Source organism: Bacillus sp. GW821-FHT01G09 (assembly GCF_059422205.1).
Genome location: NZ_JBWKWL010000001.1, coordinates 939,869 through 966,267 on the forward strand (window position 1 = coordinate 939,869; position 26,399 = coordinate 966,267).

A 26,399-nucleotide genomic window follows, 5' to 3' on the forward strand; every position below is an offset into this window, starting at 1 on the left:
CCAATCATTAGACAGATCTTAGATATATGTACGGTAACGTATAGATGGTTCACCGTTGTCTTTCTTACAGAAAAGGTACCACCTTATAATAGGTCCGAGAAAAGAAGAAAGCAAATGAGGGGGATTTTACAATGGAACAGCAAGTAAAGGACGACATCCAGCGTGTCTTTCAGCTTCAGAAAAAACAGCAAAAAGCCTTGCGCGCTTCAACAGCGGAACAGCGGAGAGAAAAGCTTCAACGCTTTTTAGATTCCGTCATCGCCCATGAAGAAGAAATCATCGAAGCGATCCGCAAAGACGTCCGCAAACCATATCACGAAGTCAAAAAAGCGGAAATCGAAGGAACAAAAAAAGCGATCAGAGATAATATGAATAACCTGGAACAATGGATGGCGCCTAAAGAAGTCGGTTCATCGTTAAGCCCTGACGCAAACGGAATTCTTATGTACGAGCCTAAAGGCGTCACACTCATCCTCGGCCCGTGGAACTATCCGTTTATGCTGACGATGGCGCCGCTTGCCGCTTCTCTCGCAGCCGGAAACAGCGCGATTGTGAAGCTGTCCGATTTCACGATGAACACGAGCAACATTGCCGCTAAAGTGATAAGAGACGCTTTTGATGAAAAAGAAGTCGCGATTTTTGAAGGAGAGGTTGAGGTGGCAACCGAACTACTTGATCAGCCGTTCGACCATATTTTCTTCACTGGAAGCACAAATGTCGGGAAAATCGTCATGACAGCGGCTGCCAAACACTTGGCATCTGTCACACTTGAGCTTGGCGGCAAGAGCCCGACGATTATTGACAGTGAATACGATCTGATGGACGCAGCGAAAAAGATCGCCATCGGGAAATTCGTAAACGCCGGCCAAACCTGCATCGCACCTGATTACCTGTTCATTAAAAAAGACGTTCAGGACAGGTTCGCGGGGATTTTACAAACAGTCGTCAACGCTGGATTTATGGAGGATGATCATACCCCAGACCGCAGCAAATTTACGCAGATCGTCAATGACCGCAACTTCAACCGCGTCAAAGATCTGTTCGACGATGCCATCGAAAAAGGGGCGGAAGTGGTGTTCGGCGGCGTATTTGATGCCAGCGACCGCACGATCTCGCCAACCGTTTTGAAAAACGTCACGCCTGACATGAAAATCATGCAGGAGGAAATCTTCGCACCGATCCTGCCAATGATGAACTATGAAGACATCGACGAGGTCATCGATTACGTAAATGACCGCGATAAACCGCTTGCACTTTATGTGTTCAGCCAAAACCAAGACCTGATTGACAACGTCCTTCAGCACACGACATCAGGAAATGCCGCCATCAATGATGTCGTCGTCCATTTCAGTGACGTCAACCTGCCATTCGGCGGCGTCAACACAAGCGGAATCGGCTCCTATCATGGGGTATACGGATTCAAAGAGTTTTCTCACGAAAAGGGTGTATTTATTCAAGCCTCTAAATAATCGTAATGAAGAGAATCTGCATCATCTTGCAGGTTCTTTTTTTATCTTTATATCACCTAAATAAAGTGATTAAAAGTGATAAAATACCATTTTTATTACGAGACCAAATTCCTCTAGTATATCTCATTTAAACCTCACAGCCTCTAACGTATAATATCCCAGAAAACTTCAAAGGAGTAAAATGATACATGGAAAAACCAGCAGGATTTTGGATCCGGGCAGCAGCCTCTATTATTGATGTATTCATTATAGCTATATTCTCTTTCATTATGATTTTCATTAACACCTTCATTGTGTTGCCACTCATTGATGCAGCAGGTACACACATGTCAGAAGCCCAATATGAGTTTTTCATGTTGATCATTGGCACAATCCCTGTTTTGGCCATCATATTTATTTTCGCTATTCTATACTATAGCTTGCTGACTTCTTCAAACATGCAAGCAACATTGGGAAAAAAACTCATGGGCATCATCGTTGTCAATCAGTATGGTGAGCGTATTTCTTTTTGGCACAGCTTCGGCCGTTTCTTCGCTTACACATTATCTAAGATCTTATATATCGGTTTTATCATGGCGGCCTTTCCCTCTAAACTGGCATTACATGATTATATTTGCGGGACAAAGGTTGTCTATAAAAATAAATATCTTGATTGATCAAAAAACAGGCTGCCGAGTTAACCTCGCCAGCCTGTTTTACTATTTCCCAAAAGCCATCAGCTTCGTATAACTTCCAATATAAAGCGTTCCGTCCTCAGCGAGCTGAGGAGAAGACACGACGTTGCTGTCGGTTTGATAGCTCCATAATTCATTGCCGTTTGCGTCTGCCGCATAAACCTTCATATCATCTGACCCGAAATAAACCGTTCCCTTCGCGTCAATCAGCGGCGCCGTTCTGACAGGGCCGTCTGTATAGAATGACCAGTTCATATCCCCGTTTTTGCTGATGGAAAACAGCTCGCCGCTTCCTGAGCCGATGTAGATATTGCCATTATGATCAATCGCAGGAGATGAGCTGGAGAACCCGTTTAGCGGGAATGTCCATTTCAAACTGCCTGTTGATGTATAAGCATACAGCTGTCCATCTTGGTTGCCGGCATAAATGTTTCCGTCCTTATCAATCACCGGATATCCTTTAAACGCATTTGACGTCGTTCTGGACCATTTCACCTGTCCGGTTCCGGAGTTGATCGCATAAAACACGTAATTATATGTGCCGACATACACGGTGCCGTTTTTGGCAAGCACCGGCACAGAGCTGACGACACCATTTGTTTTCAACTTCCAGCGCTCTGTCCAAGTTGATTTTGACGTCGGTTTGATCGCGTGAACATAATTATCAAGTGTTGAGAAATACAACGTCCCGTCTGAACCGATCACCGTTTCAGAGCTTGGCCCGCCGCTTAACGGAACCGTTGTTAAAATTTCTCCCGTTTCTTTGTCAATAAAATAAATCTTTTTGTCATAGGATGCCAAATAGATAACGCCGTTGGTCCCAAGTACAGGAGATTGCGTATATGTTTTTCCAAGATTGCCCGTCACCCATTTGACTGAGCCGTCTGGATTAAAGGCTTTCATTTCCCCGTCTCTGGAATGAAGATATACTGTGCCGTCTCCGTCAATCACAGCCCCCGCTCCATTTTGCGGAGTCGTTCTGATGTCGTTTTGCCATTTCAGCGTCCCGTCTGTATTTCCGGCGAACCGGCTTTCGCGTGACCAGTTAAACATGGCAGGCGCCATCGCTTGTACATCATATCTTCCTGTCAAAAAGCCAGATGCTCCATTATTTTGAGAAAATACCGTTTCCGCCGCATAAGCAGCTGTCGGCTGAAACACTTTGGCAGCGGGCACATCAGAAACAGCACCGGCCGAAACAGCCGCCGCCACCGCAGCTCCCGCAATCAAAGCTTTCATACGAAATGACTTGACCATCATTGAGACCCCCATTATATGTAACTTCTAATTTGTGACCATCATAACATATTCATCCATTTTATAAATCTATTTCACAAAAACATCACAAACTAGAAAACTATGTAAGAGTATTCACGGACGTTTTTTCAGCACCCGGCCGAAATGCAGCCACAAACCAAATGACGTTGGCAGCAGCCGCAGCGAGACTAATTCCGAAAACAAAGATCACCTCAGAAAGCAGATGGTCACTAAAGAAACTAAACATCAAGATAAAACCGGCCGAAGACAAATGAATCAAAAGCCCGAAGCCGCAAAGCACCGCCATGACATACCTCATTGCATCGACTCCGAGCATATAAACGAGAAATGGAATGAAATACAATACAAGGATCATACCGACAGCTGACCACATGCCAATCGAATTAAACTGATTGGCCGCCGCTCCCGTTCCGGCCAGCGGCGAAAGTGAAGCCGCCACAATCACGGCGCAAAAAAGAAACGCAGAAATGGTTGTCATGATCGACACGCTATTTTTTTTAGACATCAAACTCCTCCTTTAATAGAAATATTAACCTTTTTTATTATAAGTAAGTTGAAAGTTATATTCATTATATTTTTTAAAAAATCCAGAACATACAGAAATGATATGATTATTTCTAGTATATTTATATAGTAAAAAACAAAGGATAAAAGACTCATTTTTCTGCAATATCAGGATTTTATCACCATACTATATTGCATGTACTTGTTTTTCAAAGTATACTATTCCAGATTAATTCAGAGGAGAGAGAAAAATACATGGAAAAACCAGCAGGATTTTGGATTCGTTTTTTAGCTTATTTTATTGATGGCATTATTGTATCTGTTCCTAGTTATATTATTCTATTTGTGATCAATTCTGTTTTTGTAGCTGGGGCTGTGGCAACAAACCCTTACATGACGGAAGAAGAGTATTTAGTGAAATACATGACGCTTGCATTTTTGCCTACTATGCTGATCATGATCGTCATCAGCGTGTTATATTACGGGCTGCTCACAGCTTCTAAAATGCAAGGCACACTTGGCAAAAAAATTCTTGGCCTGAAAGTGGTCAATGAACAAGGTGAACGGGTTTCTGTCGGACAGGGAATTGGCCGTTACTTTGCCTATATCTTATCTGGAATCATCTTTTATATCGGGTTTATCATGATCGCCTTTGGAGAGAAAAAAGGCCTGCATGACATCATTTGCAAAACACGTGTCGTGTATAAATAATAGAAAAAAGTCTAGACGCCAATAGGCATCTAGACTTTTGTTTTCTTTACAATAGGCTGCCACGACAGATACGTAGCGCTTCTCCACAGCCACTCAAACGGCCCCATCCGAAAGACACGAAGCCAAAGGTGGCTGAAGACCATTTGAACGGCACAAACAGCAATTGTAATGAGCACACCGGCAGCAGGGTACACTTTTCCATACAGGCCCAAGCCGTAATGATAAAAAATCCAAGTACATACAATAGACTGCATCAGATAATTGGTAAATGCCATCCTCCCAACAGCGGAGAATGATTGCAGCACTGTTCTCACTCTTGTTTTATGATAAAGATAGACAACCGTTGTAACATAGAAAAACATGAGGAAAGGCGCGCCAATCAGCAAACATATTTCTTTATCCGTTACACTGTACAGCACCTGGGCGCCGATGCCGATGACAAGCCCAGCCATCCACAATCGTTTTAATCCTTTGCGATGCTTTTCTGGTTCATGCAAGTACCGAGATTTCGCTGTCGCAGCTCCCAGCAAAAACATACTGAAATATGGAATGGATGCAAAGAAGAAGTTGAGCGGATTATACGTAAGCATGCCATTCGAAGACATGTAAACAAGACGGTCGTGGATCCGCTGTTCTGCAATATCCTTCAGGCTGCCGCTTCCATAAACATGAATCGCTTGTTTTGCCTGCTGTGTTACCGCTTGTACCCATTCCTGTCCGTTTGATTGATCAAAACTTGTCAACATGAACGGAATGGAAAACAGAAGATACAAAGAGACCGCCCATATCAGCAGTGTTTTCGGCTTTGCTTTTCGAAACAAGAGCAGGACAAATCCGAGCAGGGCATATTCTGTTAAAATATCCCCGTCCCATATCAAAAAGGCATGAATCGTTCCAAACAAGAGAAGCGCCATTAACCTTCTCACATATAACGGAACAAACCGTTTCCCTTTGTTTTCTGCTCTCTCCATCATGACAACCATGCCAAATCCAAATAAAAAGGAAAACAATAAAATACATTTTGTTTGAATGAAGAATTTCAGTATGTCTGCGGCGGCAAAATCAGCTTCAGACCACTTATCCATGAAAAAATTCTCTTTTCCAAGCATAGACAAATACATATCCGGATAACTGAAATGTGCCAGATTGACAAATAAGATGCCGAAAATCGCCATTCCTCTCAGCACATCAAGCACACCGATCCGCTCATTTGCCAAAGTCGGCTGTAATGAAGACATAGCCATCACGCTCCTTTTTTCTGTACCTTAAGGGTATGAAAAAATGAAGCGCGGAAACATCGATTTAGGTGTCAGGCCGGCATGAAAACCTTACAATCTTGTCATCTTTATGGTTTCATCACCTTTAAATCTAATGCTTCGATATTCTGCAAAACGCGATCAAAACGCAAAGCCTGAGGCTCACATGGGAAGATGTGGCCTTCATACGGGTCGCCCAACGTCCGGAAAAACGGTTCAAATAAACCAGGAACCAATACGCCCACCATCTTTGTATAGTGAGAATCAAGGCGATAGGAGTGAACGGTATTTGCAGGGACATGCAGGAAATCTCCCGGATTCAGCTGAATTTCCTGGCCATCTGCCCACATCGTCATCTGGCCTTCAAGGCAATAAAATGTTTCTGTATGATGTTCATGGTAGTGATCAACGATTCGGTCACCTTTAGGGCCTTCAGAGGATACAACGATAAACTGGCCATCTGTATTTTTTTGTGCAGCCACAATGCGGTGAAGCTGATCTCCAGTCAACAGGCGATCTCCTTCTCCAGATTCAAGAACGTATGGAACCGCTCCATCTGGCAGCTCTGTAAGTTCCGCTAATTTGGCCGAACATGCAGGCTTTTCTTCATCTAGAAATACAATGTCCGCTACAGCGGCTGCTTCTGCAAATCGCTCGTTTGAGACTTCTTCGCTTGCGTACGGCGGATGTTCAGCGTGATCATACGGATTCCCAATAACGGAATACAAGTGCGCTACGTTTCCTTTCATCGTGTAAGATACCAGTCTTGTTCTGTGGCTCTGCATCCGGTAGCTGTGCGGTGTTCCCGCCGGAATGTTCGCATAATCACCTGATATTAATAAATAGCGTTCACCATCAAGTGTCAGTTCCAGTTTCCCGTCCAAAACGAGAATTCCTTCATGTGTGTCCTTGTGGACGTGAAGCGGAAAGGCATCTCCTTTTCCCCCGGAAAGAAGCACGATCTCAAACAAATCACCTGTGCTCCTCCCATTCGCCATCACCGTGGCAACCTGTCTGCCGAACAGATAGCGCTCGCCTTCTCCGCTCCGGAGCAAATAAGGCATTTTTTCTTTAGGCAATGAATGTGTACATAATGTTTTCATATTATCGCTTCCTCCAATTTAGACCAGTCTATATATTATCATTCATTTGTCTAGACCGTTCTATATAATTGTAGGAGAAAGGATAACAAAATGCTACCCTTTTTTTCTCACCAGCACTGGTATTTGTTCGGCAATGAGAAGAAGGGGCGTTTTGTCTTTATTCGTTAACGAAAGCATGATGCCGCCCTCAATCATCGAATTAATCAGCGTTCCAAGCTGATTTGCTTCTTCTTCTGCAAATCCGTTTTCCATTAATTTTCTGGCAAAAACCGCTTCCCAGCTTTTAAACACCTTCATGCAAACCGTCCGCAGCGGTTCACTGATTAACGCTGTCTCACTCGCCAGCAAACCGACTGGAATACCTTTAATGCTTTCTGTGTTGTCAAATTGGCTGGCTGTTTTTTTGATAAAAAGCTGAATCGCTTCTGTTGGATCAGAGGACTCATCCATGCTTTGCTGTATCAGATGTTCAACGATCTTACCTGTATATGTAACCGCTTCAATTGCTAATTCTTCTTTGCCATTCGGAAAAAAGTGATAAAGCGATCCTTTTGGAGCACCGCTTTCTTTTACAATCTGGTTCAAACCTGTCGCGTGATATCCTTGCAGCTGGAACAGACGTGACGCCGTGTGAAGGATTTTTTCACGTGAATCTCCTCTGCTAGTCATTAAAACATTCCCTCCTAGGTATGGTAGAGCGACTTATATAATATAAAAAAGAACCCTGTGATTGTCAAAAGGGGTAAGACCCTTCCGGATGGGGTAATGTACAAAAACAGCGTCTAGGAGGGATCTCTCAATGACAATCGATCATTCAGTCACGAATACAGAACAGCTTGAACGACAAAACCCCGCCATAAAAACAAAGCTCAAACTGAAAAAGCTTAAGGATCAGGTGATCGTCATTACCGGCGCTTCAAGCGGAATCGGACTTGTCACGGCACGAATGGCAGCTGAAAAAGGCGCAAAGGTCGTGGCAGCAGCGCGAAATGAAGACGCGCTGAAGGAGTTCACTGATGAACTTAAGGAAAAAGGGCACGACGCCATATGGGTAAAGGCGGATGTCGGAAAAGAAGAGGACGTCAACCGCATCGCAGAAACCGCGATCAGCACATTCGGCCGCTTTGACACATGGGTCAACAATGCGGCCGTCTCGACTTTCGGACATGCCATGGACGTCACCGTCGAAGACATGAAGCGCATGTTCGACACAAATTTCTGGGGACCTGTTTACGGAACAAGAGCGGCTGTCAAACACTACACCGGCAGAGGTGTGCCGGGCGCACTCATTAATGTAGGAAGCCTGTTCGGAGACAGGGGAACAGTCATTCAATCCACATATGCGTCTGCCAAATTTGCGCTTCACGGCTGGACGGAAAGCATCCGAATGGAGCTTGAAAAGGAACAGGCGCCCGTCTCAGTAACGCTCATCCACCCGGGCAGAATTGACACACCATATAACGAGCATGCGCACAGCTACCTCGACAAACAGCCGGCTCATTACCGCTCCATGATCTATCCGCCGGAAGCGGTCGCCGAAGCGATCCTGTTTGCCGCCGAACACCCTAAGCGCGACATGTACATCGGCTCACAGGCCAAAGCCATCGCCATGCTGGGCGCGCTTTTTCCTCGTCTGACCGACAGACTGATGGAAAAAATCATGTATCACAGCCAGCATGCCGAAAGACCGTCCAAACCGCGAGAAGAAAGCGCTCTTTATGATGCGGGCTGCGGTATGCATGACAGAGGCACAAATAAAGGATGGATGAGGTCAAGAAGCTACTACACAAAAGCGACGAAGCGCCCAATTGTATCGGCGGCTGTTATTGCCGGACTAGTGGCTTGGGCTGCCGCCAAACGATGCAGGTAATCTCTGACCATAAGAAAAACCCATGCTGTTCCAGCGAACCATGGGTTTTTCAGCTGTTAATCGATAAAAGCCTTGTTCATACGCTGCAGCAGCTCGCCGAACATCTCTTTTTCCTGTGTTGACCATTCTTTCAGCATCTGTTCATAACGTTCAAGGCGCTTTTGCTGATCGGCTTTTAATAGTTGTTTGCCGAGTTTTGTAATGGTAAACAGGCTGACTCTCCCATCAGATGGGTCTGAGAAACGATAGATGAGCTCCTTTGCCTCTAATGCAGCTGCTTGTCTTGAAAGAGTAGAAATATCAAGCTTAAACGATTCTGCCAATTCCTTAACACGAGCAGGCCCAAACTCATCCAATTGTCTCAGTAATAAGTACGAAGATCTCTCCAAATTCCCTGTTCTTTTCTCTGATTGATCCAGATAAACAGCTCTCCTGATAAAAGTCGTCAGCTCATATTCAATTAATTCAACTGGATTTTGATTTTGCAATCGCTCTCGCTCCCTATTCCAATCTCCGGCATTGACAACATCATATATACTTGTATAATACAAATGTACATTAACTGAATAAATACAAGTCGTTATATGACTAAATCAATCATTATACTTGTATAGTACAATCATATAAAAAGAAAGTAAAGCGATTCCTCAGAACCATCCTAGAAGCAAGCACCAGAAAGGAGGAAGCTGTTCTGATTGGAGAGCAGCACTTGATGTGAAAGTCATACGAATTATTTTGCAAGTGTTGATATTATATGTATTTTTTATGATCGGGGAAGCCATTCAGCATCTGTTTCATTTACCCGTGTCAGGAAGCATCGTTGGATTGGTATTGCTTCTGATCTGCTTGGGCCTCCGTATTGTTCCCGTCTCCATCATTGAAGACGGAGCAGGGTTTTTATTATCCTTCCTTCCATTGTTGTTCATCCCGGCAATGACAGGAGTGATAAACTATCCGTCTCTCATTTCATTCAATGGCCTGATGCTGCTGATTACAGTCGTTCTCAGCACCATCGTCACGATCATTGCGGCTGGATTCGCCAGCCAGCTATTAGAGAAAAAAGCAAAAAAACGGGAGGAGAAAGAGAAATGCAGCAAGCATGTATCGCGATCATTATAATTCTTTTAACAGTTGCCGCTTATTTAGCGATGGTCAAACTCTATAAGCGATTCCCGCTTCCATTTCTGATCCCCGTTCTCACAACGACCATTTTGATTGTAGCGGCTTTGATGATGTTCCATGTTTCCTATGAAGGCTATATGATCGGGGGGAAATGGATCAATTCTTTGCTTGGGCCGGCTGTTGTGGCGCTGGCCTATCCGCTTTATAAGCAATGGCATATCATTGTCAAACATTGTGTTCCCATTTTAGGCGGCGTCCTGGTCGGCTTATGCATGGGAATGATCAGCGGGCTGATCTTCGCAGAAGCATTCGGGATTGATCATGATCTCTTATTATCCATTCTGCCAAAATCGATCACAACCCCTGTCGCTATTCAGATCGCCGCCGGTCTTGGCGGCGTCCCTTCCATGACAGTCGTATTTGTCATGATTGCGGGCTTTTCAGGCGTCATCCTCGGGCCGCTTTTCCTAAAATGGCTTCGCATACGCAGTTCCCTAGGACAAGGCATTGCATTAGGCAGCGCCTCCCACGCACTGGGTACCTCCAAAGCATTGGAATATGGGGAACTGGCCGTATCCATGAGTTCCGTCTCCATGACGCTTTGTGCGGTGCTCGGCTCATTCTTCGGCCCGCTCGTCGTCTGGCTGTTTCATATTTAACAAAGAAAGACTGCCCCGGGGGGAGGGCAGTCTTTTTCGTTTATGAAGCAAAAAAATCAATCAGCGGCTGAAAGTCCTTAGATAAATCAACGTCATTCGGTTCTGCTTGAAGCAGGCGGTCAATCATACGCTCCAGCTCCTCAACATCATTCTTATCCGTATACTCAATGAAGTTTAAGCTTTCAAGCCAATCCCGGTATGAATGTTTGGCTTTGCCATAGCTGTTTCCAAAGACAAGGCAAGGTGTTTTGGTGATAATCGAGAAAATCATCGCGTGAAGGCGGTCGGTAATCACCAATTTACTGGAGCCGATGCGGTCCAGCATCTCCATAAAATGCTTTTCACGATCAGCGTAATCGATGGTGTCTACCGTATCCAGCACCGTATCGATACGCTCTGTGTAAGTTGTTTTTTCTGCCCATTGCTTCATCTGTGAAATAAAATCTTCGTCAGTCACTTTCTCCTTATCCGCTCTTAAAATAAAGAGAACGCCGTCCCGCTCGAGCTCTCGCGGCACAATATCCAAGGAAAGCACCATGTCCGGTGTAAAGATCACATTGGAGTTGAAGGTCTCCTTCACAACATCCAGTGTTTGCGTCTCACGCGCAGCAATCGTTAAGTTTGTATTTTGATGGTACGCATCCTGTGTTTTTTTCTTTTCCTTCTGTCCTTCCTCTGTATCCTCAAAATAAACGGATTGTGGCAGAGAAATTGATTTGTAGTCTTTAAACGCCGAAAAGACCTTTCTTCTGTCTTCCTCAATATCAAGATAAAGGTTTCCTAAATTCCCTCCGCCTGTAAAGCAGACAATATCGTCTTCACGAATGATCTCCTTCACCAGTTCAATGCCCTCATCCGTCGCATAATCCATAATCTCAATGTATTCATAATACGGAAAATGATTTTTGATAAATTTCTCTTCCGCATACGCAATCGCTTGGTCGCCAATGTTTGTGTAACTAGGGGAACCAAACAAAAATACTTTTCGTTTATCATTTAACAGAGCTTCCGGCTCCACATTTGGCGCAATGCCTTTTACTAGTTTTTTTCCTTTGATTTCTTGTACAGTCATATCTGCGTCCTCCTTCTGGGATGAATTCCTCATTGTGTGTTAACTGTCTCTACCCAAAAAGAAGGATGGCTATGCATTGGCGTGTGCATCGGCTATATCAGAAACATCGTTTTCGCCAATTGGATAGACGCTGCAATGTCCCGCGCCGTTCTTTCCATATATTCCGCGGCATGTTCAAACGCGTCTTCTAGCGGCACGGCTCCGGGAACGATGCTGAAAAGCGCATCGATTCCGTGTTGATAGACGGCATCACTGTCTCGTGATACTGATCCCGCAATACCGATGACGGGCACATCGTATGATTTAGCCGCCTTGGCTACGCCGATCGGCGTTTTTCCATGAACCGTTTGGCTGTCGATCCGTCCCTCGCCGGTAATCACAAGATCTGCATCCTGAACGATACTTTCAAAATCAACCGCATTAAGGACAATATCAATGCCTCTTTTCAGGTCAGCCTGAAGATAAGTCAGCAGGCTCCATCCAAGACCGCCCGCTGCACCGGCGCCCTCTGTATCTCGGAAGGTTGATCCGAGCTCTTTTTCTGCCATATCAGCGAAATGGCTTACGTTCTGGTCTAGTACATCCAGCATGTCGGCCGTCGCGCCTTTTTGCGGCCCGAAAACAGCCGTAGCACCCTTTGGTCCTGTTAACGGATTGTCCACGTCACAGGCAACTTCCAGTTTGACATTCCGCAATCTGGAATCAAGCCCGCTAACATCTATTGATGCAAGCTGAGATAACGCGCCGCCCCCTGGGCCAATCTCGCTGCCTGAGTTATCAAGAAGCCTTCCGCCCAATGCCTGAATCATCCCGGCTCCCCCGTCGTTCGTGGCGCTTCCGCCGATTCCGATGATCAACCGCTCCGCTCCCGCATCAAGAGCTGCTCCGATTAATTCTCCCGTTCCCCTTGTTGTAGTGATGAGCGGATTTCGCTTATCTACAGGCACCAGATGCAATCCTGAAGCAGCAGCCATTTCAATCACAGCTGTTCTCCCATCTCCCATCATGCCAAAGAAAGCTCTCACCGGTTCCCCCAGCGGCCCTGTGACAACTTGCTCTATGATCCTTCCGTTGGTCGCATCGACCAGAGATTGAACAGTTCCCTCGCCGCCATCCGCCATCGGCAATTTTCTGTAATCAGCACCCGGAAAGACCGACTTGAAACCTCTTTCTATCGCGTCTGCGGCCTCCAGAGCTGATAAGCTTTCCTTAAAAGAATCAGGTGCAATGATGATTTTCATCCAAATCGCCTCTTTCAAAACATGATTCACTTATGCTAGTTATCTCCAATGTACCATATTCCATTTAGAAATAAATACCATAATGATTGGGAAAAATTTTATTAAAAATTAGAAATGAAAGTGTTTGCATAAAAGAAATATTCACGTTATCATACTTGTATACAAGTATACTTCTTGAGTGAGGAAGGTGAGTGTATGCTAGACTCCAAAGACCTGTTGTATCCCGCAAAATGGCTCTCAAAAGCGTCAACCGGGGTTCGTGTCGCATACGAGCTGAGAATGCGGATCGTTTCAGGCCTGATTGAAAGCGGTACCATTTTATCAGAAAATACAATCGCCGCCGAGTTTTCAGTAAGCCGTTCGCCGGTTCGCGAAGCGCTAAAAATACTCGCATCCGAAAAAATCATCCGCTTAGAACGAATGGGAGCGGTCGTAATTGGTTTAACTGAGAAGAAAATCGCGGAAATTTATGATGTGCGGTTACTATTAGAAACATTTGTCTTTGAACGGCTTGTCAAAATAGACATTGAGCCTTTAGTTAAGGATCTCAGCAAAATTCTTGAAATGATGAAAGTCTCAATCAAATATGAGGACGCTGACGAATTTTCATTTCAAGATGTGCTGTTCCATGAAACCATTATCCGAGCGATTGATCATTCATACATTCAGATGATCTGGAACAATCTAAAACCCGTCATGGAAAGCTTTATTCTTTTATCGATGCGGGTACGGTTAAAGGAAAAGTATGAAGACTTCACAAGGATTTTAGATAACCACGAGCTTTATATTCAAGCCATCAAAACAAAGGATAGGGCGCTGATGATTCAGTCTCTTCACCAAAACTTTGATGATGTGCAGGATAAGGTAGAAGACCTATGGCTCTCACAACAAATGCTGGCAAAAGGAGCTGAATACAACAATGACTAGTTATATGTTAGGAATCGATATCGGCACGACAAGCACAAAAGCTGTGCTGTTCAGTGAAAACGGAGATGTGGTACAGAAAGAAAGCATCGGCTACCCGCTCTATACACTGGACATCTCAACAGCTGAACAAAACCCGGAAGAGATATTTCAGGCAGTCATCCATACAACAGCGAGAATTACAAAACAGCATCCCGAAAAACAGATCTCTTTCATTTCGTTCAGCAGCGCCATGCACAGCGTCATTGCAATCGACGAAAATGACAAGCCGCTGACACCATGCATCACATGGGCCGACAACCGAAGTGAAGGCTGGGCGCATAAGATCAAAGAGGAATTGAACGGACATGAGGTGTACAAACGGACGGGAACACCGATTCATCCGATGGCACCGTTAAGTAAAATTGCCTGGATCACGAATGAACGGAAAGAAATCGCTTCCAAGGCAAAGAAATATATCGGCATCAAAGAATACATTTTTAAACAGCTGTTCAATGAGTATGTCATCGATTACTCATTGGCATCAGCGACAGGCATGATGAACCTGAAAGGCTTGGATTGGGACGAAGAGGCACTGCGCATCGCAGGCATCACGCCGGATCACTTATCCAAACTCGTGCCAACAACCCAGATCTTTCAGCACTGCAGCCCGGAAATAGCGATCCAAATGGGAATCGATCCGGAAACGCCTTTTGTCATCGGCGCCAGCGACGGCGTGCTGTCCAACCTCGGCGTCAACGCCATTAAAAAGGGCGAAATCGCCGTTACCATCGGTACAAGCGGTGCCATCCGGACGATTATTGACAAGCCGCAAACCGATGAAAAAGGGAGAATTTTTTGCTATGCCTTGACGGACAAGCATTGGGTTATTGGGGGACCTGTGAACAATGGGGGCATCGTCCTTCGCTGGATCAGAGACGAGTTTGCCTCCTCCGAAATCGAAACAGCGACACGGCTGGGCATTGATCCATATGACGTGCTGACGAAAATTGCCCAACGCGTCAGACCCGGTTCTGACGGTCTGCTGTTCCACCCATATCTCGCCGGAGAACGCGCTCCGTTGTGGAATCCGGATGTACGCGGCTCATTTTTCGGCCTGACCATGTCGCATAAGAAAGAGCATATGATACGCGCGGCATTGGAAGGCGTCATTTACAACCTGTACACGGTGTTCTTGGCGTTAACTGAATGCATGGATGGCCCGGTAACCCGCATCCAAGCGACAGGGGGATTTGCAAGGTCGGAGGTTTGGCGCCAAATGATGTCGGATATCTTCGAATCAGAGGTTGTCGTTCCGGAAAGCTACGAAAGCTCATGTCTCGGCGCCTGCATTTTAGGCCTGTATGCAACAGGAAAAATTGACTCATTCGACGCCGTGTCCGACATGATCGGCAGCACATACAGACATACGCCGATCGAAGACTCAGCCAAGGAATACAGAACATTAATGCCGATTTTCATCAATCTATCAAGATTATTAGAAAATCAATATACACAAATTGCAGATTATCAGAGGGGCTTAATCACACACAAATAGTACATGACATGAAGGGGAGGGCATTACCATGCCGTTAATCATCGTTGCACTTGGGATCTTAGCATTACTATTTCTGATTATGGGCTTAAAATTAAACACATTTATTTCCCTGCTGGTCGTATCGTTCGGCGTGGCACTGGCACTCGGGATGCCGTTCGATAAAGTTGTCAGCTCCATCGAAGCAGGAATAGGGGGGACTCTTGGCCACATCGCGCTCATCTTCGGACTCGGTGCGATGCTGGGCAAGCTGATCGCGGATTCAGGAGGCGCACAGCGCATTGCGATGACGCTCGTCAACAAATTCGGTGAGAAAAATATTCAATGGGCCGTTGTCATTGCCTCATTCATTATTGGGATTGCGTTATTTTTTGAAGTAGGACTGGTTCTATTAATTCCGATTGTCTTTGCGATTTCAAGAGAATTGAAGATTTCTATTTTATTTCTCGGAATCCCGATGGTCGCGGCACTATCCGTCACACACGGTTTCCTGCCGCCGCACCCGGGACCTACGGCGATCGCCGGTGAGTATGGCGCAAACATTGGAGAAGTGCTGCTGTACGGCTTTATTGTTGCTGTTCCGACAGTGCTCATCGCAGGGCCGTTATTTACAAAGTTCGCGAAAAAAATCGTTCCTGCATCATTTGCGAAAAACGGCAATATTGCATCACTCGGCACACAAAAAACGTTTAACCTTGAAGAAACACCCGGCTTTGGAATCAGTGTCTTTACCGCAATGCTCCCGATTATCATCATGTCGGTCGCGACCATTATCGACCTGCTTCAAGAAACAATCGGGTTTGCAGATAACGGAGTTTTAGCTTTTATCAGATTGATTGGAAACGCATCGACTGCTATGATTATTTCGTTATTGGTCGCAGTCTATACAATGGGCATCAAGCGCAACATTCCAGTCAAAACCGTGATGGATTCTTGTTCAACTGCCATTTCACAAATCGGCATGATGCTTTTGATCATCGGAGGAGGCGGCGCCTTCAAACAAGTGCTGATCAACGGCGGTGTCGGCGATTACGTAGCAGACTTATTCAAAGGAACGGCATTATCGCCAATCATTCTGGCATGGCTCATCGCGGCGATCCTGCGCATTTCTCTAGGATCAGCGACTGTTGCCGCACTAAGCACAACAGGTCTGGTCATTCCGTTATTGGGCCATTCTGATGTTAACCTGGCGTTAGTCGTACTCGCAACAGGCGCCGGAAGTGTCATCGCTTCACACGTCAATGACGCCGGCTTCTGGATGTTCAAGGAATACTTCGGATTAAGCATGAAAGAAACATTTGCCACATGGACATTGCTGGAAACCATTATTTCCGTTGCTGGACTGGGATTCATTTTATTGTTAAGTTTAGTTGTATGAAATTAAGAAGGAGCTGTAACACATGTTCAATACGATTGGTGTCATAGGCTTAGGCGTAATGGGAAGCAACATCGCCTTAAACATGGCAAATAAAGGCGAAAACGTCGCTGTCTATAATTACACCAGAGATTTAACGGACCAGCTTGTCCAAAAGCTGGATGGACAATCTCTCAGCCCGTATTACGAGCTTGAGGACTTTGTTCAATCGTTAGAAAAACCAAGAAAAATCTTTTTGATGGTCACAGCGGGAAAACCCGTAGATTCCGTCATCCAATCATTAATGCCTTTGCTTGAAGAAGGCGACGTCATCATGGACGGAGGAAACTCCCACTATGAAGACACAGAAAGAAGATATGACGAGCTGAAGGAAAAAGGGATCGGCTACCTGGGAGTCGGCATTTCCGGCGGTGAAGTCGGTGCATTAACAGGGCCTTCCATCATGCCGGGCGGAGATCGCGACGTCTATGAGAAAGCCGCTCCTATCCTGACGAAAATCGCAGCTCAAGTCGGAGATGACCCTTGCTGTGTCTATATCGGACCAAAAGGGGCAGGGCACTTTACAAAGATGGTGCACAACGGCATTGAATATGCAGACATGCAGCTGATTGCAGAAGCGTATACGTTTCTAAGAGAAACGCTTCGTCTGCCGCTAGATGAAATTGCATCTATTTTTGAAACATGGAATCAAGGTGAGCTAAAAAGCTATTTAATAGAGATTACAGCTGAGATTTTACGCAAAAAAGACGAAAAAACAGGACAGCCTCTGATCGATGTCATCCTTGATAAAACCGGACAAAAAGGCACCGGAAAATGGACGAGCATGCAGGCGATTGATAACGGCATCCCGTCCACGATCATCACAGAGTCCTTGTTCGCCCGCTACTTGTCATCCTTAAAAGAAGAACGGATGGCAGCTCAAGATGTATTAGCAGGCCCAGAAGCCGAAGAAAAACACTTGGATAAAGACACCTGGATTGAATACGTCAGACAGGCTCTTTACATGGGGAAAGTATGCGCCTATGCACAAGGCTTTGCCCAATATAAGATGTCATCTGAGCTTTACGGCTGGAATCTGCCGCTCAAAGACATCGCCTTGATTTTCCGAGGCGGCTGCATCATCCGCGCTGATTTCCTAAACGTGATCAGCGAAGCATTCAGTGAGCAGCCAAATCTGGCTAACCTGCTGATCGCGCCTTATTTCACAGATAAGCTCCATGCCTATCAAACAGGCCTGCGAAAAGTCGTTTGCGAGGGTATCAGCACCGGAATCTCTTTCCCATGCTTAACTACCGCGCTCTCTTATTACGACGGCTACCGCACAGGGCGTTCCAATGCGAACCTCTTGCAGGCACAGCGCGATTACTTTGGCGCTCACACGTACGAACGGACTGATATGGACGGCGTTTTCCATACGAATTGGTCTGAATAACCTGTCATCAAAAACACGGTCAGTTTTCAACTGAACCGTGTTTTTTTCTTCTATCTCAAACAACAGAAGACATAAGTTATGTTTTAAATATCATAAACAGTGATACAATAATAGCTAGAAACAATCCCCAAGATTATCATGTGACAGCAGCTTGCTGTTCCGTTCTATTCTGCTTTTTGTCATTGTCCTTTGCCCCTTGCCCATGGTGTCATAAAATGTTCAAATGCCAAAACGGCCTGTCATTCTGATTTACAAAAGTCCCTGAAAACCTTGTCTAATTGAGAATCAGCCTCTCATTTGTTATAAAAGAAATACCTAAATCCTACCTGTCATACCTTAAATAAGTTGAAAAAAAGTAGGTTATCGCTTGACAAAAAATATATATTAATTAATAATTCATATATAATTAGAATTATTATTGAAAGCGAATATGCTTTCTAATACATTTTTAGGAGGAATATACATTATGTCTTTAATCGGTAAAGAAGTACTTCCATTCGAAGCAAAAGCATTCAAAAACGGTGAATTCATCGATGTAACAAACGAAGATTTGAAAGGCCAATGGAGCGTATTCTGCTTCTACCCAGCAGATTTCTCTTTCGTATGCCCAACTGAGCTTGAAGATCTTCAAGAACAATATGCTGCTCTTAAAGAATTAGGTGTTGAAGTATACTCTGTTTCTACAGATACTCACTTCGTACACAAAGGCTGGCATGACAGCTCTGAAAAAATCGGCAAAATCACTTACGCAATGATCGGTGACCCATCTCAAACAATCTCTCGCAACTTCGATGTTCTTGACGAAGAAACTGGTCTTGCTGACCGCGGAACATTCATCATCGATCCAGATGGCGTTATCCAAACTGTTGAAATCAATGCAGGCGGTATCGGCCGTGACGCAAGCAACCTTGTAAACAAAGTAAAAGCAGCTCAATACGTTCGTCAAAACCCAGGTGAAGTTTGCCCGGCTAAATGGGAAGAAGGCGGCGAAACTCTTACACCTAGCCTTGATCTAGTAGGTAAAATCTAAGGAGTGCATTCAATTGGTACTTGATGCAAACATCAAAGCACAATTAAATCAATATATGCAGCTAATTGAGAATGACATTGTTCTCAAAGTTAGCGCAGGCGAAGATGACACTTCTAAGGACATGCTGGCTCTCGTTGATGAGCTGGCTTCCATGTCATCGAAAATTTCAGTTGAAAAAGCTGAATTAAACAGAACGCCAAGCTTCAGTGTCAATCGTGTCGGAGAAGACACTGGCGTAACTTTCGCTGGTATCCCTCTGGGCCACGAATTTACATCATTAGTGTTGGCGTTGCTCCAAGTGAGCGGCAGACCGCCTAAGGTGGACCAAAAAGTCATTGATCAGGTGAAGAAGATCAGCGGTGAATACCACTTCGAATCTTATATCAGCCTGACATGCCACAACTGTCCTGATGTTGTACAAGCTTTAAACATGATGAGCGTGCTGAATCCGAACATTACGCACACGATGATTGACGGTGCAGCATACAAAGCAGAAGTTGAAAGCAAAAACATCATGGCAGTGCCGACCGTTTACCTGAATGGCGAATCCTTCGGAAGCGGCCGTATGACGCTTGAAGAAATCCTTGCGAAAATGGGCAGCGGCGCAGATACATCTGAGTTTGCTGACAAAGAGCCGTTTGACGTTCTTGTTGTCGGAGGCGGACCTGCTGGTGCAAGTGCAGCGATCTACACTGCACGTAAAGGCATCCGCACTGGTGTTGTCGCTGAGCGCTTCGGCGGACAGGTGCTCGACACCATGAGCATCGAAAACTTCATCAGCGTCAAAGCGACGGAAGGACCGAAGCTTGCGGCAAGTCTTGAAGAGCATGTGAAGGAATATGATATTGATGTCATGAACCTTCAGCGTGCGAAACGCCTTGAGAAGAAAGATCTGTTCGAACTTGAACTCGAAAATGGCGCTGTCCTGAAAAGTAAAACAGTGATCCTTTCAACAGGTGCACGCTGGCGCAATGTCAACGTACCCGGTGAACAAGAGTTCAAAAACAAAGGTGTCGCATACTGCCCGCACTGTGATGGGCCATTGTTTGAAGGCAAAGACGTTGCGGTAATCGGCGGCGGAAACTCTGGTATCGAAGCAGCGATTGATCTTGCAGGTATTGTCAATCACGTTACTGTACTAGAATTCGCGCCGGAACTGAAAGCAGACGAAGTCCTGCAAAAACGTCTCTACAGCCTGCCTAACGTTACTGTCGTGAAAAACGCACAAACAAAAGAAATCACAGGTGATCAGAGTGTTAACGGCATCACATACGTAGACCGCGAAACAGGCGAAGAAAAACACGTTGAACTTCAAGGTGTATTCGTCCAAATCGGTCTCGTGCCAAACACAGAATGGTTAGAAGGAACGGTTGAACGCAACCGCATCGGCGAAATCATTGTCGACAAACACGGCGCAACAAGCATACCAGGCTTATTTGCTGCCGGCGACTGCACAGACAGTGCGTACAACCAAATTATTATTTCTATGGGATCAGGTGCAACTGCCGCCCTCGGCGCGTTTGATTACCTAATCCGTAACTGATATAAGAAAGCCGCAATATTGCCAGATTGGCAGCATTGCGGCTTTCTTTTTTATTCCAAAAATATTGCATGTTTTATACAACTGTAATATAGTTGTAATGTTAGTGAATGGTCACTTCACACTCAGCATATTTGCTGTTTTTAAAGCGATACGCACTGATTTTCTATTTAACGTGCCCTGATACTTTTTGACCTTTTTTTTCAGATCTTTAATGGTTTTTTCCTTTTTGGCATTTTCTAATGCCACTAGCGTTTCCCAGCGTTTCGCTGTTTCTGTGGAACTGCAGCCGCTAACTGTAGTCACAGCCGGAAGAAGCTTCGTCTTAGATAGTTTTTCGTCAAAAGGAACGGTATCAGGAATCGCTTTCTCTTTATAAATATGGTCTAATTCATTTTGATTCAAGAAGCTGATGAAGTGGTCAAAGTTTTGCGCTTGCCGTTTCTCAGGCTGATGAAAATCAAGTGTTTCAATTAGTTCTGACAGTTTTGTCTGATCGGTTATCTCATTTGCCATGACATGCGTTAATTGATGGTACTCAGCTAATTCACGCATTCTGGCATCTTTCGGAAGCAACAGGCTCGGTGTACCGGCAATCGTCGCTGCGATATTTCCATGCAGCCTTGCGCCAAAGCTCAAATCGGCTTTTCTCAGGAAATCCAGCCAAGTCGGCACATTTAAAAAGAATCGGACTCTATCATTCTGATAAGCCGGGTCTTCCATGCTGACCGGATAATTATCAGCAGGCTTCGCTAGCGCAGGCGCACCCGCATACGTCAGAATCATTTCTTTTCGCCATTGCGGGATAAAGTAATGATTCGGGAACTCTTTCATGCTTCTCGTAATAAAGTCCAGCACATGCTTTGGAGACAGCCTTGATGAGTTAACCGTCACCATAGATTCTGTTGTGATATTAGTTTCTCTTATCTTCAGTTCTCTGCCAAACGCATACATAGAAGGACACCCAATCACCGTATGGTCAATGCCTTCACGGAAGCCTAATCTGGAAAGGTATTTCGCTGTAATTTCACCGCGGACACCGATCATATTTGATCTCTCCAGCACAGCACTTACAAACGCTTTTACATCCTCATCAAAAGGAAAACCTTCATTTAATTTTGGTTCAAACGGAGCCCGCAAACCAACACCAATCACAACAACCGGAATGGTTAGTTTCTTAATTAATTGGGTATATTTCCGTAAAGAAGGCACGAAATCCTCGCGGAATGCATCTGCCAGCGGAATAATATACATATCATAATTTGTATTAATTTGTTCAGCATCCGCTGGATTAATCCGATAATAATCAGGAGTAATCGTCGTTCCTTCTGTCATCAGCGTGCGAAACACACTGTAGGCATATACTAGGTTTCCTACGTTGCCGCCAATGGAGTTGCGAACAATCATTTCAGCTGCATTAAATGTATCAAATGGTGATATGCCAGCTCTTATTAAAATGTTTTTCAATGTGATGTTGCCCCTTCCTCGCCAAATTTTTTTCAGGAGATTTGCTTAGGGAACTCTATCATGATCTTAAAACTTCAGCCGGACACCCGCTTTCATCCCTTTTTACTCACAAACTCTCTCCCTTTCTTCCATTCTAATATTAAATTATACAAAAAAGGATCTTACAGGTGAAATCATAACATACAATCAGCGCTAGTAATCTATTCCCATTATTGGATATCGGGTCGGATCATATCAAAAACCCGAACCAGGCACTCCGGTAAAAGTGCTCGATTCGGGCCAGCTTCTTATAGTTCCTCTCCGTTCGTTTGAATGACATTTTTGTACCACTCAAAGGAGTCCTTCTTATACCGTTTCATGGATCCGTTTCCTTCATTGTCACGATCAACATAGATCATGCCGTAGCGTTTTTTCATTTCGCCAGTTGTGAAGGAGACAATATCAATAATGCCCCACGGCGTGTAGCCAATTAAATCAACACCGTCGTACGTGACCGCTTTTTCCAATGCTTCAATATGCGATTTTAAATATTGAATGCGTTCCGGATCATGAACCTTGCCGTCCTCCTCCAGCGTATCCACTGCGCCAAAGCCATTTTCAACGATGAATAACGGGATTTGGTATCGGTCATAAAAACGATTTAACGTATATCTCAGCCCGGTTGGATCAATCGCCCATCCCCAGTCACTCGATGTGATGTACGGATTTTCGACACCATTCGGCAAGCCGCCATTGACAATATCGCCAGTGTTATCATTTTTCACATCGCTTTTCACAGTTGTTGACATGTAATAGCTGAAGCCTAAGTAATCGACGGTTCCGTTTCTCAAAATCTCATCATCGCCGTCTTCGAATGTGATGTTGTAGCCTTCGCGTTCAAATTCCTTCAACGCGTAGCTTGGATAATAACCACGCACCTGTACATCAGGGAAGAAATAGCGCTGCCTCATTTCTTCTTCAGCCAGCATCACATCTTCAGGATTGGAGGAGAAAGGATAAATCGGCACGTGTGATACCATGGCCCCGATCTGGAACTCTGGATTGATGTCTTTTCCTTTTGCCACTGCTAATGCGCTCGCCACTAGTTCGTGGTGTGCCGTTTGATACATGACCTCCTTGGCGTTTTCGTTTTCGCCAACCACAACACCTGAATTCGTCCATAGGAACAACGGATTGTTCACATCCATTTGGTTGTTAATCTCGTTAAATGTCATCCAGTACTTCACTTTATCTTTGTAACGGGTAAAGCAAGCCTCTGCGAAGTTGACGAAGAAGTCCACGACTTTCCGGTTTCTGAAGCCGCCATATTCTCTTGCCAGGTGCAGCGGCATTTCAAAGTGAGACAGGGTAATGACCGGCTCGATCCCATGCTTCAGCAATTCATCAAACACATCATCATAAAACTGCAAACCAGCTTCGTTCGGTTCAGCCTCATCGCCTTTCGGAAAAATCCGGCTCCAGCCGATGGACGTCCGCAGACATTTTAATCCCATTTCCGCAAACAAAGCGATATCTTCCTTGTATCTGTGATAGAAATCAATGGCTTCATGGTTTGGATAAAATTCGTTTTCTTCAATCGTGTCAGTGATTTTTCTCGGCACGCCGTGCGCACCCGCTGTCATCACATCGACGACACTCGGCCCTTTACCGCCTTGATTCCATCCGCCTTCAAATTGGTGGGCAGCTAAAGCACCGCCCCATAAAAAATCCTTTGGCATGTTTCCCATGTTTAATTCCTCCTCAGCTTACGACTGTAAATATTTTTTGATGCAATGCACTTTCCTCAATCTCTTCAATCAGAATTTCCTGGTACGCATGTGAATTCGTGATGATGACAGGGGTAATCGTTGTTAACCCTTTCTCTTTAATGAAAGCTTTATCAAACTCAACAAGCACTTCGCCTTTTTTAACGGTATCGCCTTCTTTTACCTTCAAGGAAAAAGGAGTGCCGCCTAATGTCACCGTATCCAGCCCGATGTGCGCAAGCAATTCGACGCCGGACGCTGAACGCAGGCCAATCGCATGCTTTGTAGGCGTAACCATGACAACCGTAATGACGCCGGGATGGTAGCATCGATTTCACGATATCCTTCGCTTTAGGGGTAGACCGCTTCAGCACCAATCGAAGTCTGGTAGCGCAGCGAGAAGCCCCAATCACATTCTCTTCCCCGCCTACGGCCTCTAAAATGTCTTTTGCTAGTCTCGTATAACCTCTCACTTTCCCCGACATTTCACCCACCCCTTCGTTTTGGTTACGCTTTCATTATAATTGTACCGGTATAATTTATCAATGCCGAAACAAAATATTTACGCACTAACTATCATTGTAAGCGGTTTATGCTATAATTTTGACAAGTGAAACTAAACGAATAAATGAGGAATGCGTATGTTAAAATACCAGCAAATCGCAGCGGAAATTGAAACATATATAGAAGAACACCAGCTTCAGCAGGGAGACAAACTGCCAGTCCTAGAAACCCTCATGGCCCAGTTTGAAGTCAGCAAAAGCACCATCACAAAGTCCCTCGAGCTATTAGAGCAAAAAGGCGCGATCTTTCAGGTCAGAGGAAGCGGCATTTTCGTCAGAAAACATAAACGAAAAGGCTATATCAGCCTTCTGTCGAATCAGGGATTTAAAAAAGACCTCGAGGATTTCCACGTCACCTCAAAAGTCATCGAACTGGACGTGAGAAAGCCAACACCGGAAGCGGCAGAAAATCTGAACATCGAAATAGACGAGGACATCTACTATGTCAAAAGGGTCCGCTACATCAACGGCCAGACCCTTTGCTACGAAGAATCCTATTACAACAAATTGATCGTGACGTATTTAAACAACGAAATCGTCTCCCACTCCATCTTCCATTACATCCGGGAAGGACTGGGGTTGAAGATTGGTTTTTCTGATTTGTTTCTGCACGTGGGCCAGCTTAATGAGGAGGAAGCGGAATATTTGGGATTAGAGGCTGGACTGCCGAAGCTGTATATAGAAAGTATTTTTCACCTGACAAATGGGCAGCCGTTTGATTACTCGAAGATTTCGTATAATTATAAGCAGTCGCAGTTTGTCGTACAGGCTAATAGTTTTTTATTATAGGGCTGCTTCACTATGGAAGGTGGTCGACATGTACAAAATCATCATTCCTGCAATACTAGCCATCTTTGCGCTCTGGATACTCTTACAGATTTCACTAGAGATGAGCATCGTTAAGAATCCAATGAACTACTTTATCGTATTTATTATCTTTTTCCTTTTTATAAAGATGGTGAAAGAAAAACAATAATAGTTTGGGCGATGCAAACAGTAAAACATCCTTCCCTTAACAAACTCAGCCAGTCACATGCATTAATCTTGATGTTAATGATATATAGGTGCACATAAAAAGCTACTTCATTGTGAAGTAGCTCCCTTTATTAAATGCCCATTTTGATCCATCTAGTTTTAGAAAAGCGAAGGATAATCGCATTTATGATAATAATTGAAACTAAATACAAAATAATAAATAAAACATCATTACTCCCAAGTGTCATGTTATCAGATTGCAGCACTCTTTCTATTCGGGGATACATAGTGTTACCTGCCTCAAAAGGAGCAATGAAACCAAACGTTTTATTGCTTATAGCTACTAAGATAACAGAAGTCATCCAATAAACGATACTGACACCTATACTAATTAATATATTAGGACATAACATGCTTATAGTTCCGATAATTAGAATATACTGCAGTATAACTGCAGAAAATAAAAAAAGTAATAATGCAAAATGCGAAAAATCATGGTACATCAACGATATGATTAGCAGGCCTAGCGCTATAAATGCAAAACATTCTAAAAATAAAACAGCTATCTTTTTATAAAAGAAAGTATAGATGTTCTCTCCAATTAACTTGTAAAAGAGAATATTTTTGTTTGAATACTCTCTATTAATAAAGAAAGCTATAACAAATGAAAATAACATCAAACCAAACTGGGTCGCAACAGTATAGGAGCTAAAGAAAAACATTTCAGGTGTAACATTACTGACTTTATCAATTCCAACAAGTAAAAAATAACCCAGCAAAAATAAAAATACAAACATTGCTCCTAAAATAATGATAACTTTGTTGCTAATACTCTTTTTAAACTCTAATTTCATC

26 protein-coding genes and 1 pseudogene are annotated in these 26,399 nt (G+C 44.4%); 14 read left to right on the forward strand and 13 right to left on the reverse strand.

The window, feature by feature from the left end; all coding sequences use genetic code 11:
* The first annotated feature begins 131 nt into the window (after positions 1–131).
* On the forward strand, positions 132–1,469 hold the full coding sequence (locus AC07VD_RS04645) for an aldehyde dehydrogenase family protein (RefSeq protein WP_167560799.1): 1,338 nt from the start codon (positions 132–134) through the stop codon (positions 1,467–1,469).
* Positions 1,470–1,657: 188 nt separating this feature from the next.
* Positions 1,658–2,125: an RDD family protein gene (locus AC07VD_RS04650; protein ID WP_088467468.1), complete on the forward strand. Its 468-nt coding sequence runs from the start codon at positions 1,658–1,660 to the stop codon at positions 2,123–2,125.
* 42 nt (positions 2,126–2,167) lie between these two features.
* Here the strand turns inward: AC07VD_RS04650 and AC07VD_RS04655 are convergent, their stop codons facing one another.
* The gene (locus tag AC07VD_RS04655; protein ID WP_221776977.1) at positions 2,168–3,400 is read right to left on the reverse strand and encodes an outer membrane protein assembly factor BamB family protein; all 1,233 of its coding nucleotides are present in this window, start codon (positions 3,398–3,400) and stop codon (positions 2,168–2,170) included.
* Positions 3,401–3,500: 100 nt separating this feature from the next.
* Entirely contained in the window at positions 3,501–3,926 is a 426-nt protein-coding gene (locus AC07VD_RS04660) for a DUF5391 family protein (protein ID WP_494721523.1), read from the reverse strand.
* 254 nt (positions 3,927–4,180) lie between these two features.
* Here AC07VD_RS04660 and AC07VD_RS04665 point away from each other — a divergent pair, with 254 nt between their 5' ends.
* Positions 4,181–4,636: an RDD family protein gene (locus AC07VD_RS04665; protein WP_015250840.1), complete on the forward strand. Its 456-nt coding sequence runs from the start codon at positions 4,181–4,183 to the stop codon at positions 4,634–4,636.
* Between the two features lie 29 nt (positions 4,637–4,665).
* Here the strand turns inward: AC07VD_RS04665 and AC07VD_RS04670 are convergent, their stop codons facing one another.
* The 3 genes from AC07VD_RS04670 to yxaF all read right to left on the reverse strand — a co-directional run bounded on the left by AC07VD_RS04670 (position 4,666) and on the right by yxaF (position 7,664).
* Positions 4,666–5,874, reverse strand: a complete 1,209-nt coding sequence (locus AC07VD_RS04670; protein ID WP_326248689.1) for a DUF418 domain-containing protein — start codon at positions 5,872–5,874, stop codon at positions 4,666–4,668.
* A gap of 107 nt (positions 5,875–5,981) precedes the next feature.
* The gene (gene qdoI, locus AC07VD_RS04675) at positions 5,982–6,995 is read right to left on the reverse strand and encodes a quercetin 2,3-dioxygenase (protein WP_003227025.1); all 1,014 of its coding nucleotides are present in this window, start codon (positions 6,993–6,995) and stop codon (positions 5,982–5,984) included.
* Between the two features lie 93 nt (positions 6,996–7,088).
* Positions 7,089–7,664, reverse strand: coding sequence for a transcriptional regulator YxaF (gene yxaF / locus AC07VD_RS04680; protein ID WP_019712606.1), 576 nt, complete (start codon positions 7,662–7,664; stop codon positions 7,089–7,091).
* Between the two features lie 130 nt (positions 7,665–7,794).
* Between yxaF and AC07VD_RS04685 the strand changes: the two genes are divergently transcribed.
* The gene (locus AC07VD_RS04685) at positions 7,795–8,865 is read left to right on the forward strand and encodes an SDR family oxidoreductase (protein ID WP_494721522.1); all 1,071 of its coding nucleotides are present in this window, start codon (positions 7,795–7,797) and stop codon (positions 8,863–8,865) included.
* Positions 8,866–8,921: 56 nt separating this feature from the next.
* Here AC07VD_RS04685 and AC07VD_RS04690 read toward each other — a convergent pair whose 3' ends face one another.
* Positions 8,922–9,353 (reverse strand): MarR family winged helix-turn-helix transcriptional regulator, encoded by a 432-nt coding sequence (locus AC07VD_RS04690; protein WP_003243994.1) that lies wholly within the window; start codon positions 9,351–9,353, stop codon positions 8,922–8,924.
* Between the two features lie 226 nt (positions 9,354–9,579).
* Here AC07VD_RS04690 and AC07VD_RS04695 point away from each other — a divergent pair, with 226 nt between their 5' ends.
* Both AC07VD_RS04695 and AC07VD_RS04700 read left to right on the forward strand, forming a co-directional pair.
* Positions 9,580–9,984, forward strand: a complete 405-nt coding sequence (locus tag AC07VD_RS04695) for a CidA/LrgA family holin-like protein (protein ID WP_009968420.1) — start codon at positions 9,580–9,582, stop codon at positions 9,982–9,984.
* On the forward strand, positions 9,954–10,646 hold the full coding sequence (locus tag AC07VD_RS04700) for an LrgB family protein (RefSeq protein ID WP_003227015.1): 693 nt from the start codon (positions 9,954–9,956) through the stop codon (positions 10,644–10,646). Before AC07VD_RS04695 ends, AC07VD_RS04700 begins: the two co-directional genes overlap by 31 nt.
* Positions 10,647–10,686: 40 nt before the next feature.
* On the opposite strand, the gene AC07VD_RS04705 is transcribed toward AC07VD_RS04700, so the two are convergent.
* Together AC07VD_RS04705 and AC07VD_RS04710 are read right to left on the reverse strand one after the other, a co-directional pair.
* Complete coding sequence (locus AC07VD_RS04705) at positions 10,687–11,718, reverse strand: polysaccharide pyruvyl transferase family protein (RefSeq protein WP_494721521.1); 1,032 nt, start codon at positions 11,716–11,718, stop codon at positions 10,687–10,689.
* Positions 11,719–11,810: 92 nt separating this feature from the next.
* Positions 11,811–12,959, reverse strand: coding sequence for a glycerate kinase (locus AC07VD_RS04710; RefSeq protein WP_024571488.1), 1,149 nt, complete (start codon positions 12,957–12,959; stop codon positions 11,811–11,813).
* A gap of 195 nt (positions 12,960–13,154) precedes the next feature.
* Here AC07VD_RS04710 and gntR point away from each other — a divergent pair, with 195 nt between their 5' ends.
* The 6 genes from gntR to ahpF all read left to right on the forward strand — a co-directional run bounded on the left by gntR (position 13,155) and on the right by ahpF (position 20,797).
* Positions 13,155–13,886, forward strand: coding sequence for a gluconate operon transcriptional repressor GntR (gene gntR / locus AC07VD_RS04715; protein ID WP_003243132.1), 732 nt, complete (start codon positions 13,155–13,157; stop codon positions 13,884–13,886).
* Positions 13,879–15,420 (forward strand): gluconokinase, encoded by a 1,542-nt coding sequence (gene gntK / locus AC07VD_RS04720; protein ID WP_217017334.1) that lies wholly within the window; start codon positions 13,879–13,881, stop codon positions 15,418–15,420. The genes gntR and gntK overlap by 8 nt, the downstream gene beginning before the upstream one ends.
* A 28-nt stretch (positions 15,421–15,448) precedes the next feature.
* A complete protein-coding gene (gene gntP, locus AC07VD_RS04725) occupies positions 15,449–16,795 on the forward strand; it encodes a gluconate permease GntP (protein WP_003243139.1) in 1,347 nt (448 codons plus the stop codon).
* A 22-nt stretch (positions 16,796–16,817) separates the two neighbouring features.
* Positions 16,818–18,224, forward strand: coding sequence for a decarboxylating NADP(+)-dependent phosphogluconate dehydrogenase (gene gnd / locus AC07VD_RS04730; protein WP_285299775.1), 1,407 nt, complete (start codon positions 16,818–16,820; stop codon positions 18,222–18,224).
* 466 nt (positions 18,225–18,690) lie between these two features.
* On the forward strand, positions 18,691–19,254 hold the full coding sequence (ahpC, locus tag AC07VD_RS04735; protein ID WP_015483942.1) for an alkyl hydroperoxide reductase subunit C: 564 nt from the start codon (positions 18,691–18,693) through the stop codon (positions 19,252–19,254).
* Between the two features lie 13 nt (positions 19,255–19,267).
* Positions 19,268–20,797 (forward strand): alkyl hydroperoxide reductase subunit F, encoded by a 1,530-nt coding sequence (ahpF, locus tag AC07VD_RS04740; RefSeq protein ID WP_217017336.1) that lies wholly within the window; start codon positions 19,268–19,270, stop codon positions 20,795–20,797.
* 111 nt (positions 20,798–20,908) lie between these two features.
* Here ahpF and AC07VD_RS04745 read toward each other — a convergent pair whose 3' ends face one another.
* The 4 genes and pseudogenes from AC07VD_RS04745 to AC07VD_RS04760 form a co-directional block, all read right to left on the reverse strand.
* On the reverse strand, positions 20,909–22,261 hold the full coding sequence (locus AC07VD_RS04745) for a polysaccharide pyruvyl transferase family protein (protein ID WP_123374087.1): 1,353 nt from the start codon (positions 22,259–22,261) through the stop codon (positions 20,909–20,911).
* 287 nt (positions 22,262–22,548) lie between these two features.
* Complete coding sequence (gene bglA, locus AC07VD_RS04750) at positions 22,549–23,988, reverse strand: 6-phospho-beta-glucosidase BglA (RefSeq protein ID WP_069964434.1); 1,440 nt, start codon at positions 23,986–23,988, stop codon at positions 22,549–22,551.
* Positions 23,989–24,001: 13 nt separating this feature from the next.
* Entirely contained in the window at positions 24,002–24,304 is a 303-nt protein-coding gene (locus AC07VD_RS04755) for a PTS sugar transporter subunit IIA (protein ID WP_254149886.1), read from the reverse strand.
* Between the two features lie 106 nt (positions 24,305–24,410).
* Positions 24,411–24,491: pseudogene (locus tag AC07VD_RS04760) on the reverse strand (PTS sugar transporter subunit IIA); the annotation flags it as partial.
* A gap of 156 nt (positions 24,492–24,647) precedes the next feature.
* On the opposite strand from AC07VD_RS04760, the gene AC07VD_RS04765 reads away from it, so the two are divergent.
* Together AC07VD_RS04765 and AC07VD_RS04770 are read left to right on the forward strand one after the other, a co-directional pair.
* A complete protein-coding gene (locus tag AC07VD_RS04765) occupies positions 24,648–25,358 on the forward strand; it encodes a GntR family transcriptional regulator (protein WP_217017338.1) in 711 nt (236 codons plus the stop codon).
* A 28-nt stretch (positions 25,359–25,386) separates the two neighbouring features.
* Entirely contained in the window at positions 25,387–25,545 is a 159-nt protein-coding gene (locus AC07VD_RS04770) for a hypothetical protein (RefSeq protein ID WP_087961422.1), read from the forward strand.
* Positions 25,546–25,675: 130 nt separating this feature from the next.
* On the opposite strand, the gene yydJ is transcribed toward AC07VD_RS04770, so the two are convergent.
* The gene (gene yydJ / locus AC07VD_RS04775) at positions 25,676–26,398 is read right to left on the reverse strand and encodes a YydJ family epipeptide exporter permease subunit (protein WP_003226987.1); all 723 of its coding nucleotides are present in this window, start codon (positions 26,396–26,398) and stop codon (positions 25,676–25,678) included.
* Position 26,399 lies beyond the last annotated feature (1 nt).

Excerpts from the sequence above, each read along its gene's own strand:
- AC07VD_RS04645 (WP_167560799.1), top strand. The coding sequence starts at position 132 with ATGGAACAGCAAGTAAAGGACGACATCCAGCGTGTCTTTCAGCTTCAG.
- AC07VD_RS04650 (WP_088467468.1), top strand. The coding sequence starts at position 1,658 with ATGGAAAAACCAGCAGGATTTTGGATCCGGGCAGCAGCCTCTATTATT.
- AC07VD_RS04655 (WP_221776977.1), bottom strand. The coding sequence starts at position 3,400 with ATGGTCAAGTCATTTCGTATGAAAGCTTTGATTGCGGGAGCTGCGGTG.
- AC07VD_RS04660 (WP_494721523.1), bottom strand. The coding sequence starts at position 3,926 with ATGTCTAAAAAAAATAGCGTGTCGATCATGACAACCATTTCTGCGTTT.
- AC07VD_RS04665 (WP_015250840.1), top strand. The coding sequence starts at position 4,181 with ATGGAAAAACCAGCAGGATTTTGGATTCGTTTTTTAGCTTATTTTATT.
- AC07VD_RS04670 (WP_326248689.1), bottom strand. The coding sequence starts at position 5,874 with ATGTCTTCATTACAGCCGACTTTGGCAAATGAGCGGATCGGTGTGCTT.
- qdoI (WP_003227025.1), bottom strand. The coding sequence starts at position 6,995 with ATGAAAACATTATGTACACATTCATTGCCTAAAGAAAAAATGCCTTAT.
- yxaF (WP_019712606.1), bottom strand. The coding sequence starts at position 7,664 with ATGACTAGCAGAGGAGATTCACGTGAAAAAATCCTTCACACGGCGTCA.
- AC07VD_RS04685 (WP_494721522.1), top strand. The coding sequence starts at position 7,795 with ATGACAATCGATCATTCAGTCACGAATACAGAACAGCTTGAACGACAA.
- AC07VD_RS04700 (WP_003227015.1), top strand. The coding sequence starts at position 9,954 with ATGCAGCAAGCATGTATCGCGATCATTATAATTCTTTTAACAGTTGCC.
- AC07VD_RS04705 (WP_494721521.1), bottom strand. The coding sequence starts at position 11,718 with ATGACTGTACAAGAAATCAAAGGAAAAAAACTAGTAAAAGGCATTGCG.
- AC07VD_RS04710 (WP_024571488.1), bottom strand. The coding sequence starts at position 12,959 with ATGAAAATCATCATTGCACCTGATTCTTTTAAGGAAAGCTTATCAGCT.
- gntR (WP_003243132.1), top strand. The coding sequence starts at position 13,155 with ATGCTAGACTCCAAAGACCTGTTGTATCCCGCAAAATGGCTCTCAAAA.
- gntK (WP_217017334.1), top strand. The coding sequence starts at position 13,879 with ATGACTAGTTATATGTTAGGAATCGATATCGGCACGACAAGCACAAAA.
- gntP (WP_003243139.1), top strand. The coding sequence starts at position 15,449 with ATGCCGTTAATCATCGTTGCACTTGGGATCTTAGCATTACTATTTCTG.
- gnd (WP_285299775.1), top strand. The coding sequence starts at position 16,818 with ATGTTCAATACGATTGGTGTCATAGGCTTAGGCGTAATGGGAAGCAAC.
- ahpC (WP_015483942.1), top strand. The coding sequence starts at position 18,691 with ATGTCTTTAATCGGTAAAGAAGTACTTCCATTCGAAGCAAAAGCATTC.
- bglA (WP_069964434.1), bottom strand. The coding sequence starts at position 23,988 with ATGGGAAACATGCCAAAGGATTTTTTATGGGGCGGTGCTTTAGCTGCC.
- AC07VD_RS04755 (WP_254149886.1), bottom strand. The coding sequence starts at position 24,304 with ATGGTTACGCCTACAAAGCATGCGATTGGCCTGCGTTCAGCGTCCGGC.
- AC07VD_RS04765 (WP_217017338.1), top strand. The coding sequence starts at position 24,648 with ATGTTAAAATACCAGCAAATCGCAGCGGAAATTGAAACATATATAGAA.
- AC07VD_RS04770 (WP_087961422.1), top strand. The coding sequence starts at position 25,387 with ATGTACAAAATCATCATTCCTGCAATACTAGCCATCTTTGCGCTCTGG.
- yydJ (WP_003226987.1), bottom strand. The coding sequence starts at position 26,398 with ATGAAATTAGAGTTTAAAAAGAGTATTAGCAACAAAGTTATCATTATT.